Below are 13,776 nucleotides of genomic sequence, written 5' to 3' on the forward strand. Positions count from 1 at the left end.
TGCGTTTCCGACTCTATCAGACCGTTTCCCGATCCGATTTCCTCGGTGCTTTCCAGGTTTCCGCTTTCGCGTTTCCCTTTCCGGCGGTTCCGACTGTATCAGACTCTTTCGTGTCCGATTCCCCGTCGGAGAGGGATTCCGTCTCCCGGCTTTGGATGCTTTCGCTTCGCGGCCTTTCGACATTCACTACGCTAGCCGATTCCCTCGGCAACTCATAATCGAGTTCCGCGGGCCGGAATTCAGGCATGCAGGCACGCCGAATTCTCCCCCGCTGAGGGGAAGTCGTAGGTAGTGGGTTGGCCACTTCCGGCTGCTGGCTGAACGCCGTACCCGGGTCAAGCGGCTCGGGCTACATTACGGACCCCCCAGGGGCGAGTCAAGTTGAGCGACGGCGTGGCGTATGGGCCCGATAAGGACTCACGGTGGGGTCGTTGGCAGCCCAGAAGCGCCAAGGGCGGACGCCCCCGTCGCCGGCCACTCCGGTACGCGGACCGTTGCGTACCTGGTCGGAGTGGACGGGGTGCCCGCCAGGAGGGTCAGTGGAAAGCCCTCGGGGCCACAGACGTCGGCGCCGTCGAGGGCCCTGTTCACGCCGAGGGCCGTGGCCAGCCGCGCGGGCCCTTTGGCCAGTTCCTTGTCATTTCGGGCCGAGAGTCGACGTTTGCGAGCGAGTTCGGCGCCCTCGATGATCTCACTCCGTTGGCTGCTCGTCGTTGTGCACGCGACCGTGATCCTGGCGGTGCGGAGGACCGCACCACGGGGGTTGTCCCCCACTGCGCCTGAGCGCGATGGTTGGCCCGTCTGGCCAACTGGGTGCTCAGGTCCGGCAGTGCCAGCTAGCGGTCATTCGCCATGGAGACCCCACTCGTCGAGGCCACCGTAGATGTGGGCTTCAAGGCATCCCGGGGCGTCCATGCCGACGGCCTCGCCCCGGTAAAGGGCGATGAGTGAGTCCTTGCCCCGCCACCAGGTGTCGGTCAAGCCCCGCACCTCAGCTACCGGCTCGTACCCTTCGAGGTCCAGGGAGTCGACGGCCGTACCGGAGATCCTCGTGATGGTTTTGGCCCAGCGTCTCGCGTGGCCGGCCAGCGCCAACGATTCCACCCAGCCTTCGGTACCGGCATGCAGGGGTGCCCAACGGGAGCCGTGAATCCCGAACTCACCATCAGGGCCGATCATGAATCCGTAAGCCATGGACACCCGACAGTCGCCGGCCGGTATCCACCAGCCCTCAGCGGCCGAGCCCTCGGGAACGTCCGTGCCCAAGATGCGCGGGCCGCTCTCGTAAAACGGTGCCGGCGGCAGCGCGAGACCGCCCCAACGGTCCTGGAAGGCCGCTGCGCGGTCGATCTCCGCGGCCGGGATACCGTGCTCGATCCAGGCGTCGCGGTGACGCTCGATGCTCTGCCGAGGAACACGGATGCCCTCCACCTCGACGAACCTCTTGGCCCTGCGGGTCAAACCGGCCGGCGCGACCGGGACGGGCGATACGCGAGGCACGGCCATCATGGTGCCGGAGTCTACTGTCGGGGTCCGGTAGCACCTCGGGCGGAAGCCCGCCCGCTGTCTTGCGGGCCAGGAATCGCGCTCAAGGGCCGGCTTTCGCGCTCAGTCACCACCCACCTGTCGGCGCGAGTCGGCGCACGTCGGTAGTACTCGACCGGCCAGGAACGCGTCACGCGCCACGCTCGCGAGCGATCACCCATCTTCTGGCCCGACCAACTCCGCGCCGACTCACCAGCGAGCCGCGCGCAAGGCGCACAGCGGCTCAGGCTCCGGCGGACGGCTTGGCTCTCGGGCTCAGTCGGTACGCCGAGACCGTCGGATCACCGGCGAGGTAGAACCGACGTTGCCAGTCGTGGGCCTTGCTCACGCCTACCCGAGGACCAACCCGGAGGAGTGCGGCGGGTACCGGCTCGCCCTCGGAAAGCGTGACCGAGGCGCCTGTCAGCAGGTCTGTGCCGTTGTGCTCTGCCGTGATGCCGAGCGCTTGGCAGAAGTTCCCCGGACCCCGCGCGAGACGTGGACTCTCGACCTTGCCCCCTCGCCGCTCGCGGGCCAGCTCTTCCCCTTCGATGACCCTGCCTGCCCGGATGAGCACAGCTGTAGCGATGCCGTCCGCCCCGGTGACGATGTTGGCGCACCAGTGGAGTCCGTGAGACCGGTAGACGTACAGGTGTCCCGCACGTCCGAACATGACGGCGTTTCGGGGTGTCCTGCCTCGGTAGGCGTGGGAGGCAGGGTCGGCCGAACCCGAGTACGCCTCGGTCTCCGTGATGGTGATGCTCACGGTTCCCTCGGCGGTCTCGTGGGTGAGGATGGCACCGAGCAGCTTGGGGGCGACTTCTTCAGCCGGGTGAGCAAGATCCATGACGTTCATGCCGACCGCCTTGACATGCCGTAGGTGAAGTAGACGTATACATGACCCGGCGGACCGAACATCACGTCATTGCGGGCCGTGCGGCCGCGATAGGCGTGGGAGCCGGGGTCGTTCGGGCCGTCGTACGCCTCCACCTCCGTGAGACGGAGCTCGATCGGACCGTCCGGTGTCGTGCGCACGAGGATGCGCCCCAGCAGGTCGGGGGCGACCTCCCGCACGGGGCGGTCGAGGAAGTCCCGGGTGATGGGCGTACGGTCAGGGGCCGCGATCATGGCCTACGAGCGTAGTCCAGTGGCCCGGACGGATGCGGCCGGGTGAGGGACTGTGCCGTACGGGTCCGCACGAGTGCGTGTCCGTGCGGACCCGTGCGTGTCTACGGGTGGTCAGGGAGCGTCCTCCTTGTAAGGGTGAGGGCGCGGAACCGGCCGCGGTCGGATCGCGTTTGTAGGGATCAAGGATCCAGACGGATGTACGACGGAGCACAGGCGTTGCCTGGGGAGGAAGAAACATGGGGTTCAAGCGGCTGCTTGCGAGCCTGGGAGCCGGTGGGGCTTCGGTCGAGACGGTGCTGACCGAGGTCAACGTCGTTCCGGGTGGTGTCGTGCAGGGTGAGGTGCGGATCCAGGGCGGGTCCGTGAACCAGGCCATCGAGGGGCTGTCGGTCGGGCTCCAGGCCAAGGTCGAGGTCGAGGGACACGACGACCAGGAGTACAAGCAGGACATCAAGTTCACGAAGCTGCGGCTCGGTGGGGCCTTCGAGCTGCAGGCCGGTGCCGTGCACGCCGTTCCCTTCGGGCTCGAGATCCCGTGGGAGACGCCGATCACCACGATCGACGGGCAGGCGCTGCGGGGCATGCACATCGGTGTGACCACCGAGCTGGAGATCGCGCGTGCCGTGGACTCCGGTGACCTGGACCCGATCAACGTGCACCCGCTGCCGGCGCAGCAGGCGATCCTGAACGCCTTCATCCAGCTGGGCTTCCGCTTCAAGAACGCGGACATGGAGCGCGGTCACATCCGGGGCACCCGGCAGAAGCTGCCGTTCTACCAGGAGATCGAGTTCTTCCCGCCGTCGCAGTACCGCGGGCTGAACCAGGTCGAGCTGAGCTTCGTCGCGGACGACCACGAGATGGACGTCATCCTGGAGATGGACAAGAAGCCGGGCCTCTTCAGCGAGGGCAGCGACTCGTACCGCTCCTTCCGGGTGGGGCTGCATGACTACCAGGGCACGGACTGGGCCGCGTACCTGAACCAGTGGCTGTCCGAGGTCGGCAGCAAGCGCAGCTGGTTCTAGGCTCGGGTCGAGAGATTCCACCGTTCAGGAGGTTCTGACGTGACCGAGCTCAAGAGGCCGCCGCTTCCCCATGACTTCCATCCGCCCGTTCCGGCCTTCACGGTCACCAGCGAGGACGTCGAGCCGGGCGGGGTACTGAAGGACGCTCAGGTCTACGCGGCCGGGAACACCTCGCCGCAGCTGAGCTGGGACGGCTTCCCGCCGGAGACCAGGAGCTTCGCCGTGACCTGCTTCGATCCGGACGCCCCGACGGGGAGCGGGTTCTGGCACTGGGTGGTGTTCGACATTCCCGCTTCGGTGACGGAACTGCCGACGGGTGCGGGCAGCGGCAAGTTCGAGGGACTGCCGGAGGGCGCCGTGCAGGTGCGCAACGACTACGGCTCCAAGGACTTCGGTGGCGCCGCGCCGCCGGCCGGCGATCCCGCGCACCGGTATGTGTTCACGGTGTACGCCGTGGATCAGGAGAAGCTCGGTCCCGACGCGGAGGTGTCGCCGGCCGTCGTGGGATTCAATCTGCGGTTCCACACGCTGGCGCGCGCCCAGCTGATGGGAGAGTACGCGTCGCCCGCGTAAAGCGGTGAAGACTCACGTTCACTGAACGTTTGCCCGCCTCTGGTCTTGGAAGTGATCAGGGGCGGGCATTTTTATTGCGTTGTCCATCTCGGCGTGCCCGGCCAGAGTTGATCCAAGCCCGCCAGGGGGTGGGCCGGTGCGCACGGGAGGTGGGCTGGATGCGGGACACGCTGGTTCTGAACGCGAGCTTTGAGCCGCTGTCGACGGTGACGTTGAACCGAGCCGTCGTTCTGGTGCTGCAGGACAAGGCTGTCGTCGAGCAGGCCCACCCCGAACTCCGTATGCGCGGCGCCGCGCTGGACATACCCGTGCCCCGAGTCATAAGGCTGTGCAGGTATGTAAGGGTGCCTTTCCGAAGACAAGCGCCGTGGTCGAGGCGCGGTGTGCTGGTACGCGACCGGCACAGGTGCGCGTACTGCGGAAGGCGGGCGACGACGGTCGACCACGTGGTGCCGCGCGCGCAGGGCGGTCAGGACTCCTGGATGAACACGGTGGCGTCCTGCGCGGAGGACAACCACCGCAAGGCGGCCCGGACTCCGGAGCAGGCGGGTATGCCGCTGCTGCGGCAGCCGTTCGAGCCGACGCCCGCGGACGCGATGCTGCTGGCGCTGGGCCGTGACGACCTCGACGCCCTCCCGGAATGGCTGGCCCAACCCGCGGCCTAGGGCCGGCAGTTCCTACGACGATGGGGCCCACCTCCTGCCTTTCGGCGGAGGTGGGCCCCATCGTCGTAGGGACCAGGGCGTCAGTCGGTGACGGATGGCTTCTCGCGGCGCTCGGTGCCCGCGTTGCCCGAACCGCCGCCCATGGGACCGAAGTTGCCCATGGCGCCGCTCAGGCCCTTGAGGGCATCGCCGATCTCGCTGGGCACGATCCAGAGCTTGTTGGCGTCGCCCTCGGCGATCTTGGGGAGCATCTGGAGGTACTGGTAGGCGAGGAGCTTCTGGTCGGCGTCGCCGGCGTGGATGGACTCGAAGACCGTACGGATGGCCTGGGCTTCGCCCTCGGCGCGCAGGGCGGCGGCCTTGGCCTCACCTTCGGCGCGCAGGATCGCGGACTGCTTCTCACCTTCGGCGGTGAGGATCTGCGACTGGCGGATGCCTTCGGCGGTGAGGATCGCGGCGCGCTTGTCACGGTCGGCGCGCATCTGCTTCTCCATCGAGTCCTGGATGGAGGTGGGCGGTTCGATCGCCTTGAGCTCGACGCGGTTGACGCGGATGCCCCACTTGCCGGTGGCCTCGTCGAGGACGCCGCGCAGGGCTGCGTTGATCTCCTCGCGGGAGGTGAGGGTCCGCTCCAGGTCCATGCCACCGATGATGTTGCGCAGGGTGGTGACGGTGAGCTGCTCGATCGCCTGGATGTAGCTGGCGACTTCGTAGGTGGCGGCGCGTGCGTCGGTGACCTGGTAGTAGATGACCGTGTCGATGTTGACCACCAGGTTGTCCTGGGTGATCACCGGCTGCGGCGGGAACGGCACGACCTGTTCACGCAGGTCGATGCGGTTGCGGATCGAGTCGATGAACGGGACCACGATGTTCAGGCCCGCGTTCAGGGTCCGTGTGTAGCGGCCGAAGCGCTCCACGATGGCCGCGCTGGCCTGTGGGATGACCTGGATGGTCTTGATCAGGGCGATGAATACCAACACCACCAGAATGATCAGGACGATGATGATGGGTGCCATCGATACTCCCCGTACCCTTCTCCGCCTCGGTATGTCCGAAAGATCTTATGGTTGTTGAAGATCTTGCTCGACGAGTCTGACAGACCGTCGTCTGCCACGTGGGGCGTTCGGTTCACTTGCGTCGCACGAGGTCACATCACAATTGCCGTGGCTCCTTCGATGTCCACGACGTCCACCTCCTGGCCCACTTCGTAGGCCTGTCCGGCGTCGAGAGCGCGCGCCGACCAGATCTCTCCGCCGAGTTTGATCCGGCCGTCGCCCGAACCGTCCACCCGTTCCAGGACGATGGCCTGTTTCCCCTTCAACGCCTCGACGCCGGTGGCGAGTTGGGGCCGCTGGGCGCGGTGCCGGGCCGCGACGGGTCGCACGACGGCGATGAGGGCGAACGAGACGACGGCGAAGACGAGTACCTGAAAGACGACATCGCCGCCGAGGCCCGCTGTCGCCGCCGCCGCTGCGGCGCCGAGGGCGAGCATGCCGAACTCCGGCATCGCGGTCACCACGAGCGGGATGCCCAGCGCGGCCGCGCCGACGAGCCACCACACCCATGCGTTGATGTCGTTCACATGGTCATGGTAGGTCCGCGGGCCGGGCGCGGACAGGGCGCAGATCGGCGGAGAAGGGGCTCGTACCGGGTGTTCAGGCCAGCGGAAGGCCCTGCGCGGTCCAGCGGTCGCCGACCTGCTCGACGACGAGCGGGAGTCCGAAGCAGAGGGAGAGGTTGCGCGAGGTGAGTTCGAGTTCGAGCGGGCCCGCGGCGAGCACCTTGCCCTGACGGATCATCAGGACGTGGGTGAAGCCGGGAGCGATCTCCTCGACGTGGTGCGTGACCATGATCATGGAGGGGGCGATCGGGTCGCGGGCGAGGCGGCCGAGGCGCCGGACGAGGTCCTCGCGCCCGCCGAGGTCGAGGCCCGCGGCGGGCTCGTCGAGCAGCAGCAGCTCGGGGTCGGTCATCAGGGCGCGGGCGATCAGGGTGCGCTTGCGCTCGCCCTCGGAGAGGGTGCCGAACCGGCGGTCCAGGTAGTCGCTCATGCCGAGGCGGTCGAGGAAGGCGCGGGCGCGCTGCTCGTCGATGTCCTCGTAGTCCTCGTGCCAGCCCGCGGTCATGCCGTACGCGGCCGTCAGCACGGTCTGCAGGACGGTCTGGCGCTTGGGGAGCTTCTCGGCCATGGCGATACCGGCCACGCCGATGCGCGGGCGCAGCTCGAAGACGTCGACCTTGCCGAGGGTTTCGCCGAGGATGGTGGCGGTGCCCTGGCTGGGGAAGAGATAGCTGGAGGCGAGATTCAGGAGGGTCGTCTTTCCGGCGCCGTTCGGGCCGAGGATGACCCAGCGCTCCCCCTCCTTGACCGACCAGGAGACCTGGTCCACCAGAGCCCGGCCCTCTCGGACCACGGACACGTCCTCCAGCTCCAGTACATCGCTCATGAGCGCGTTGTCTCCCATTGCAGTCTCGGCCGTCGCTTACGTCTGTGGACGCAGCCCCCAGGGAAAACCTACGCCACCGGTCGGTCGCTCCCATCCATCGGTCGGTCCTTAGGGTGGAGGCATGCTCTCGGAACCACGCTCAGGACGCCTGGCCGCATGGGGAAATGCCCTTTTGGCCGGACTTGTTTCGCCGGATGACGCGGTGCTCGCCATCGTCGGTGAGGACGCAGTGCACCGGGTCGAGGAGCTGCCGGGTGAGTCCGGGCCCGTTGGGCTCACGCTCGCCCTCGGCCGGCTTCGCGCGCTCGGGGTGAAAGGACTGCGGGTCGCGCTGCCCGCGCCGGGGCATCCGCTCGGGCTGAGCGGGCCGCCGGACTTCAATGCGCGCGCCCTCGACGCGGAGGAGGCGGTGGTCTGCCACGGGGTGGCGCTCGGGCTCGTTCCCGAGGTGTACGAGGCCGGGCCCGAGGGTGATGTCCATGTCGAGGTGGCGTGGCACTGCCTCGCCGTGCGGGAGGCGCCGCCGGCGGATGTGCCCTCGCTCGGTGAGGCCGAGCGGGAGCTCGCGGAGGCGCTGCGTGAGGCGACGGAGGTGTTGTCGCGGCTCGACGTGGCGGGGTCGGGGCCGGTCGCCGAGGCGGCGGTCGACGCGTACCGGGCGCGGGCCGAGCGGGGGCGGGAGGTGTTGGCGCCGGGGTATCCGCCGCGTGCGGTGCGGGTGCTGGAGCTGGCCCAGCGGGTGGGGTTGCTGATCTCCGTCGCGTACGAGAACGGGCATGGCGGGGCGGTGAGTGCGTCGGAGATTTCGGCGCGGGCGTTGGCGTTGCGGCCGGTTGAGCGGACGGCTCGGCGGGCGCAGGTGGCTGCGTACAACGCGTTCGTGGAGGAGCGGGAGCGGGGGGTTCGCTGAGGTCTGTTTGCGCCCCCGCCGCCCCTGCCCGTCCCCTCCCGTCCCTGGGGGCTCCGCCCCCAGACCCCCGGGTGCGCTTGTGGCTGCGGGTGGGTGGGGCTTGGCGCGCAGTTCCCCGCGCCCCTGCCCACCCGACGGCCCCCGAAGGGGCACGGCAGTCGGCCTCCCAGGGGAGCCTGGGAGGCCGGTGGGGGTGGTGGGGGCTTGGGTCTCAGTGGTTGAGGCCCAGGTTGCCGAAGGCCGGGTTCAGGACGCCGATGACGTTCACGCTGTTGCCGACCGCGTTCACGGGGATGTGGATCGGGGCCTGGATGACGTTGCCCGAGACGACACCCGGGGAGCCCGCGGCGTTGCCGCCCGCCCACGAGCCGTCCGTCGCGGACGCCATACCGGCACCGGCGGCGACCAGCCCGCCGGCCACCATCGCGACAGCCGTGGCCTTCTTCAGGTTCTTCACTTCTGAGCCCTCCGTAGCGATCACCGCGGCAGTCGCCGCGGCACGCACTGGAGAACGGCCGAGATCCCCGGAGGATGCGCCATCCGGGTGACATACACACGACGGTATGAATCTCAGCCCGGAACGGAACCCTCCGAGTTGCCGTCGCCGCGCGGGCGATCAGCCCGCGGCCCCATGGCGTACGGCCCAGAGCGCGGCCTGTGTGCGGTCGGCGAGGTCGAGCTTCATCAGGATGTTCGAGACATGCGTCTTGACGGTCTTCTCGGAGAGGACGAGCGCGCGTGCGATTTCCCGGTTGGATCGGCCGTCCGCGATCAGACCGAGCACTTCGCGCTCCCGTTCGGTGAGCGAGCCGCCTCTCCCCTGGCCCGAGTTGGCCTCCTCCTGGGACAGCAGGACGCCCGCCACCTCGGGCTGGAGCAGGATGTGTCCGGCGTGCACGGAACGGATGGCTCCGGCGAGGGCGTCGGGGTCCACGTCCTTGTAGACGTAGCCGGCGGCGCCCGCGCGCAGGGCCGGGACGACCGTGCGCTGTTCGGTGAAGCTGGTGACGATCAGCACGCGCGCGGGGTTGGCGAGTTCACGGAGCTTGCGCAGTGCGTCGATGCCGTCCATACCCGGCATCTTGACGTCCATGAGGACGACGTCGGGCTTCAGCTCCTCGGCGCGGGCGACCCCTTCGGCGCCGTCGGACGCCTCGCCCACGACCTCGATGTCGTCCTGCACTTCGAGAAAGGTACGCAGGCCCCGGCGGACCACCTGGTGGTCGTCGACGAGCAGCACCTTGATTGCGTCAGCCACCAGGGACCTCCATCTCGATCGTGGTGCCCTTTCCGGGCGCCGATTCCACGCTGAGGGTGCCGCCGACCCCGCTCGACCGGTCGCGCATGGAGACCAGGCCCAGGTGGCGTCCCGCGGCGCGGATCGCCGTGGGCTCGAAGCCGCTGCCGTCGTCACTGACGCGCAGGACGGTGCCGGTGCCGCGCTTCTCCAGGGTGACATCGACGCGGCCGGCTCCAGAATGCCGCAGCGCGTTGTGCAGGGCCTCCTGGGCGACGCGCAGCACGGCCTCCTCCTGGGCGGCGGGCAGCGCCCGCACTCCGTGGCCGGCGAAGGTCACGCGCGCGGAGTGGGCGCGGTCGAGGACTTGTATCTGGGTGCGCAGGGTGGCGACCAGGCCGTCCTCGTCGAGGGCGGCGGGGCGCAGTTCGATGACGGCGGCGCGCAGCTCTTCGGTCGCCTCCGCGGCGAGCATGGCCACCTGCTGCAGTTCGCCCTTGGCGCGTGCGGGGTCGCGGTCCACGAGGGCGGCGGCGGCCTGGGCGGTCAGACGCAGGGAGAAGAGTTTCTGGCTGACGGCGTCGTGGAGCTCGTGGGCGAGCCGGGAGCGCTCCTCGGCGATGGTGAGTTCGCGGCTGCGCTCGTAGAGGCGGGCGTTGGTCAGGGCGATCGCCGCGTGCTGGGCGAGGATCGTGAGGAGTTCCTGGTCGTCCTCGGTGAAGCCGCAGCCGCCGTCCGGTGCGGAGCAGTCCTTCCGGTTCTCCTTCGTCCTGTTCTTGTTCGCCAGGAACAGGGCGCCGATGACCTCGTCGCCGTCGCGGATCGGCAGGCCCAGGAAGTCGGACATGTCGGGGTGGGCGGCGGGCCAGCCCTCGAAGCGGGGGTCCTTGCGGACGTCGGCGAGACGCTCGGGGCGGGCCTCGTGCAGCATCGCGGCGAGGATGCCGTGCTGGCGCGGAAGCGGGCCGATGGCCTTCCACTGGGCGTCGCTGACCCCGTCGACCACGAACTGGGCGAAGCCTCCGTGGTCGTCGGGCACACCGAGCGCCGCGTACTGCGCGTCGAGCAGCTCGCGGGCCGAGGCGACGATCGTCTTGAGGACGTCGCGCACCTCGAGGTGCCTGCTCATGGCCAGCAGCGCGGAGCTCACCGCGTACAGACCGGACCGGGGGCCTTGACTCATGTCCCCAACGTACCGGCGGGGTGTGACAGTGCGTATCCGACCTGTGGTGGCGGCTGTCTAGGCCGGTGGGCCTAGGGCGAAGGGCCCCAGGTCATTGGGGCCCGCGCACGAGGCGGCGAGGGCGGCCCGGTTCCTACGTTGAACGCACCCGCCCGGAGCGGCGGTGCTGGGACGAGGGGACGGACGTCATGCCGATAGCGATCATCACGGGTGCTTCGAAGGGGCTGGGCCGGGCGCTGGCCGCGGCCTTGGCGGAGCGCGGCTGGGATCTGGTGCTCGACGCCAGGACCGCGGGAGTGCTGAAGGAGACGGCTCGGGCGCTGTCCGCGTACGGGACCCGGGTGGAGGCGCTGCCCGGGGATGTGGGGGACGCCGGGCACCGCGCCGGGCTGGTGGCGGCGGCCCGCGGGCTCGGCGGCGTGGACCTGCTGGTGAACAACGCGAGCGCGCTGGGCGCCGAGCCGCTGGTGCGTCTGGAGGACCTGACCCTGGACGGGCTGCGCCACGCCTTGGAGGTCAACGTGGTCGCGGCGCTGGGCCTGGTCCAGGAGGCGCTGCCGCTGCTGCGGGCCGCACCTGCCGGCGCGGTCGTCGCCGTCAGCTCGGACGCGGCCGCGGAGGCGTACGAGACGTGGGGCGGGTACGGCGCGTCCAAGGCCGCCCTGGACCATCTGGCGGCCGTGCTCGGCGTGGAGGAGCCCGGGCTGCGGGTGTGGGCCGTGGACCCGGGGGACATGGGCACGGACCTGTACGCGGCGGCCGTACCGGACGACGACGATGCGCGGCCGACGCCGGACAGCGTGGTTCCGGCCTTTCTGCGGCTGCTGGACGAACGCCCTGCCAGTGGCCGCTACGGCGCTCCGGCGCTGCTGGAGGTGCGATGACGACGACCGTGCGGGTTCCGGAGGAGCGGTCGGCGCGGGTGCCGGCCGAGCAGCGCGGGCCCGGGCGGGACCGGGACTCCGTGCGGCTGCTCGTGTCCTGCGGCACGGAGGTGTCGCATCACGCGTTCGTGGAGCTGCCGCGGCTGCTGCGGGCGGGGGATCTGCTGATCGTCAACACGTCCGCCACGCTGGCGGCCGCCGTGGACGGGCGGATCGGGCACGCGCGCGTGGTGGTGCATTTCTCCACGTGGGGCGATGACGGACGGTGGGCCGTCGAGCTGCGGGATCCCGACGGAAGGGGCACCACACGTGCGCGCGCGGGCGGACCCGCGGGTACGGAGGTGCGACTTGCCGGGGACGTACGCCTCGTACTGGAGGAGCCGCTGACGCCGTACGGCTCGCGGTTGTGGTGGGGGCGGGTGTCGGATCCGGACGTGCTCGGGCTGCTGCGGCGCCACGGGCGCCCCGTTCGCTACTCCTATACACAGAGGGACCAGCCGCTGTCCGTCTACCAGACGGTGTTCGCGCTGCCGTCGGCCGACGGCGGCGGCAGTGCGGAGATGCCGAGCGCGGCGCGGCCGTTCACCGCGCGCCTGGTGGCGGAGCTGGTGAGCCGGGGCGTGCAGTTCGCGCCGATCACGCTGCACACCGGTGTCGCGTCGGCGGAGGCCCATGAGCCGCCGTATCCGGAGCGGTACCAGGTGCCGGAGGCGTCGGCTCGGCTGATCAACGCCGCGAGAGCGGGGCAGGGGCGGATCCTCGCGGTCGGTACGACGGCCGTACGCGCCGTGGAGTCGGCCGTCGACGCCGGCGGGGTGGTCCGGGCCCGGAAGGGCTGGACGGACCTCGTGGTGACCCCGGAGCGGGGTGTGCGGGTGGTGGACGGGCTGCTGACCGGGCTGCACGAGCCTCAGGCCTCGCATCTGCTGATGCTGGAGGCGATCGCGGGACGGGCGGCGATCGAGCGCAGCTACGGCGAGGCGTTGAACGGGCTCTACCTCTGGCACGAGTTCGGGGACGTGCACCTCATGCTCCCGGAGGAAGGCCCTCACACTGAGCGTTGCTCCAGCAACTGCCCGTAAGAATTCCATAGGGCCGATGTGAGCCCGCACATAGGGCGCACATCACGTACGAAGGTGCATAGGAGATAAAGGCGGGCATAGTGAGCGGGGCAGACGTGACAGTCTGCCCCGATTTGCCCCTACTGGCCCTACTACCTTCCGTCGTACGTCACACCTTTGCCACGGTATTTTGCGGCCGCTAAGAATGGCTCTCGTCGCTCAGCACCGAGGGTTTCACCCCCCGGCGCCAGATCCGGAAACACTCTGTCCCCCACCGGACCGGGAGCGACCTCCGCGCTATTCGAAGAGGTCCATCAGCCATGACCAAGAACACCCGCACTCCTGGCCATAGTCCGAAGCTGACGAAGCTCCACAAGCTCTCGGTCGCCGGTGTCGCCACCCTCGGTGCCGCGACCCTCGCGTTCTCGCTGGCGCCGAACCACACGCAGGCCACCACGAGCGACGCCGCCGTCTCCGCGGCCCCGGTCGTCTTCAGCCAGCAGCCGATCAAGAACGTGCAGGCCCGCATCACCGACCAGCAGGCCGGTGCGAGCCTGAAGACCCAGGCCATCGAGGCGAAGAAGAAGGCGGCCGACGCCGCCAAGAAGGCCGCCGACGCGGCCGCCGCCGAGAAGGCCGCCGCCGAGAAGGCCGCCGAGAACGTGCGCAAGGCGCAGGCCGCGAGCCGCTCCGTGCAGCGCCCCGCGATCGAGACGGTCGCCATGAAGACGGTCGCCATGAAGACCGCCACCACGAACACGTACGCCACGAAGACGTACGCCAACAACCTCGACGGCTGGATCCGTCAGTCGCTCGACATCATGAAGCGCAGGGGCATCCCGGGTTCGTACAACGGGCTGCACCGCAACATCATGCGCGAGTCCTCGGGCAACCCGATGGCCATCAACGGCTGGGACATCAACGCCATCAACGGGATCCCGTCGAAGGGCCTGCTGCAGGTCATCCCGCCGACGTTCAAGGCGTACCACGTGCCCGGCACCTCGTGGAACATCTACGACCCGGTCGCCAACATCACGGCCGCCGCCAACTACGCGGCCGACAAGTACGGCTCGATGGACAACGTCAACAGCGCGTACTGAGGCCTGCGCGGACCTCTGACGCGTACGGCGAAGGGCGGCACC

General features: G+C 69.4%; 15 protein-coding genes and 2 pseudogenes. 7 read left to right on the forward strand and 10 right to left on the reverse strand.

All coding sequences use genetic code 11. The features are described 5' to 3' along the window. Positions 1–376: 376 nt before the first annotated feature. From ACIRA5_RS20965 to ACIRA5_RS20980, 4 genes and pseudogenes are all read right to left on the reverse strand, one after another. Positions 377–693, reverse strand: a pseudogene (locus ACIRA5_RS20965) (DNA-3-methyladenine glycosylase); the annotation flags it as partial. A gap of 150 nt (positions 694–843) precedes the next feature. Further along, complete coding sequence (locus ACIRA5_RS20970; protein WP_403693327.1) at positions 844–1,506, reverse strand: hypothetical protein; 663 nt, start codon at positions 1,504–1,506, stop codon at positions 844–846. A gap of 262 nt (positions 1,507–1,768) precedes the next feature. Then, the gene (locus ACIRA5_RS20975) at positions 1,769–2,380 is read right to left on the reverse strand and encodes a DNA-3-methyladenine glycosylase (RefSeq protein WP_403693329.1); all 612 of its coding nucleotides are present in this window, start codon (positions 2,378–2,380) and stop codon (positions 1,769–1,771) included. A 12-nt stretch (positions 2,381–2,392) separates the two neighbouring features. Continuing rightward, positions 2,393–2,652: pseudogene (locus ACIRA5_RS20980) on the reverse strand (DNA-3-methyladenine glycosylase); the annotation flags it as partial. Positions 2,653–2,888: 236 nt separating this feature from the next. On the opposite strand from ACIRA5_RS20980, the gene ACIRA5_RS20985 reads away from it, so the two are divergent. The 3 genes from ACIRA5_RS20985 (at position 2,889) to ACIRA5_RS20995 (ending at position 4,912) form a co-directional block, all read left to right on the forward strand. Further along, a complete protein-coding gene (locus tag ACIRA5_RS20985; RefSeq protein ID WP_101405950.1) occupies positions 2,889–3,674 on the forward strand; it encodes a sporulation protein in 786 nt (261 codons plus the stop codon). 39 nt (positions 3,675–3,713) lie between these two features. Further along, the gene (locus tag ACIRA5_RS20990) at positions 3,714–4,247 is read left to right on the forward strand and encodes a YbhB/YbcL family Raf kinase inhibitor-like protein (protein ID WP_403692778.1); all 534 of its coding nucleotides are present in this window, start codon (positions 3,714–3,716) and stop codon (positions 4,245–4,247) included. 158 nt (positions 4,248–4,405) lie between these two features. Beyond that, positions 4,406–4,912 carry an HNH endonuclease gene (locus ACIRA5_RS20995; protein ID WP_403692780.1) on the forward strand — a complete coding sequence of 169 codons (507 nt, stop codon included), beginning with the start codon at positions 4,406–4,408 and terminating at the stop codon, positions 4,910–4,912. 80 nt (positions 4,913–4,992) lie between these two features. Here the strand turns inward: ACIRA5_RS20995 and ACIRA5_RS21000 are convergent, their stop codons facing one another. From ACIRA5_RS21000 to ACIRA5_RS21010, 3 genes are all read right to left on the reverse strand, one after another. Next, the gene (locus ACIRA5_RS21000; RefSeq protein ID WP_054230569.1) at positions 4,993–5,928 is read right to left on the reverse strand and encodes an SPFH domain-containing protein; all 936 of its coding nucleotides are present in this window, start codon (positions 5,926–5,928) and stop codon (positions 4,993–4,995) included. A gap of 131 nt (positions 5,929–6,059) precedes the next feature. Beyond that, positions 6,060–6,494: an NfeD family protein gene (locus ACIRA5_RS21005; RefSeq protein ID WP_352051742.1), complete on the reverse strand. Its 435-nt coding sequence runs from the start codon at positions 6,492–6,494 to the stop codon at positions 6,060–6,062. Positions 6,495–6,567: 73 nt separating this feature from the next. After that, a complete protein-coding gene (locus ACIRA5_RS21010) occupies positions 6,568–7,359 on the reverse strand; it encodes an ABC transporter ATP-binding protein (protein WP_352051741.1) in 792 nt (263 codons plus the stop codon). A 121-nt stretch (positions 7,360–7,480) separates the two neighbouring features. On the opposite strand from ACIRA5_RS21010, the gene ACIRA5_RS21015 reads away from it, so the two are divergent. Further along, positions 7,481–8,269 carry a hypothetical protein gene (locus tag ACIRA5_RS21015; protein ID WP_403692782.1) on the forward strand — a complete coding sequence of 263 codons (789 nt, stop codon included), beginning with the start codon at positions 7,481–7,483 and terminating at the stop codon, positions 8,267–8,269. Between the two features lie 211 nt (positions 8,270–8,480). Here ACIRA5_RS21015 and ACIRA5_RS21020 read toward each other — a convergent pair whose 3' ends face one another. The 3 genes from ACIRA5_RS21020 to ACIRA5_RS21030 form a co-directional block, all read right to left on the reverse strand. Next, a complete protein-coding gene (locus ACIRA5_RS21020) occupies positions 8,481–8,726 on the reverse strand; it encodes a chaplin (RefSeq protein WP_054232214.1) in 246 nt (81 codons plus the stop codon). 159 nt (positions 8,727–8,885) lie between these two features. Continuing rightward, positions 8,886–9,527 carry a response regulator transcription factor gene (locus tag ACIRA5_RS21025; protein ID WP_054232215.1) on the reverse strand — a complete coding sequence of 214 codons (642 nt, stop codon included), beginning with the start codon at positions 9,525–9,527 and terminating at the stop codon, positions 8,886–8,888. Further along, a complete protein-coding gene (locus tag ACIRA5_RS21030) occupies positions 9,520–10,689 on the reverse strand; it encodes a GAF domain-containing sensor histidine kinase (RefSeq protein WP_403692784.1) in 1,170 nt (389 codons plus the stop codon). The genes ACIRA5_RS21025 and ACIRA5_RS21030 overlap by 8 nt, the downstream gene beginning before the upstream one ends. A gap of 188 nt (positions 10,690–10,877) precedes the next feature. Here ACIRA5_RS21030 and ACIRA5_RS21035 point away from each other — a divergent pair, with 188 nt between their 5' ends. From ACIRA5_RS21035 to ACIRA5_RS21045, 3 genes are all read left to right on the forward strand, one after another. Then, positions 10,878–11,573 carry an SDR family NAD(P)-dependent oxidoreductase gene (locus ACIRA5_RS21035; RefSeq protein WP_403692786.1) on the forward strand — a complete coding sequence of 232 codons (696 nt, stop codon included), beginning with the start codon at positions 10,878–10,880 and terminating at the stop codon, positions 11,571–11,573. Next, positions 11,570–12,655 (forward strand): S-adenosylmethionine:tRNA ribosyltransferase-isomerase, encoded by a 1,086-nt coding sequence (locus ACIRA5_RS21040; protein ID WP_403692788.1) that lies wholly within the window; start codon positions 11,570–11,572, stop codon positions 12,653–12,655. Before ACIRA5_RS21035 ends, ACIRA5_RS21040 begins: the two co-directional genes overlap by 4 nt. A gap of 299 nt (positions 12,656–12,954) precedes the next feature. Then, positions 12,955–13,734: a transglycosylase SLT domain-containing protein gene (locus ACIRA5_RS21045; protein ID WP_403692791.1), complete on the forward strand. Its 780-nt coding sequence runs from the start codon at positions 12,955–12,957 to the stop codon at positions 13,732–13,734. Positions 13,735–13,776: the final 42 nt, after the last annotated feature.

Source organism: Streptomyces sp. NPDC096311 (assembly GCF_044763085.1).
Lineage (GTDB): Bacteria > Actinomycetota > Actinomycetes > Streptomycetales > Streptomycetaceae > Streptomyces.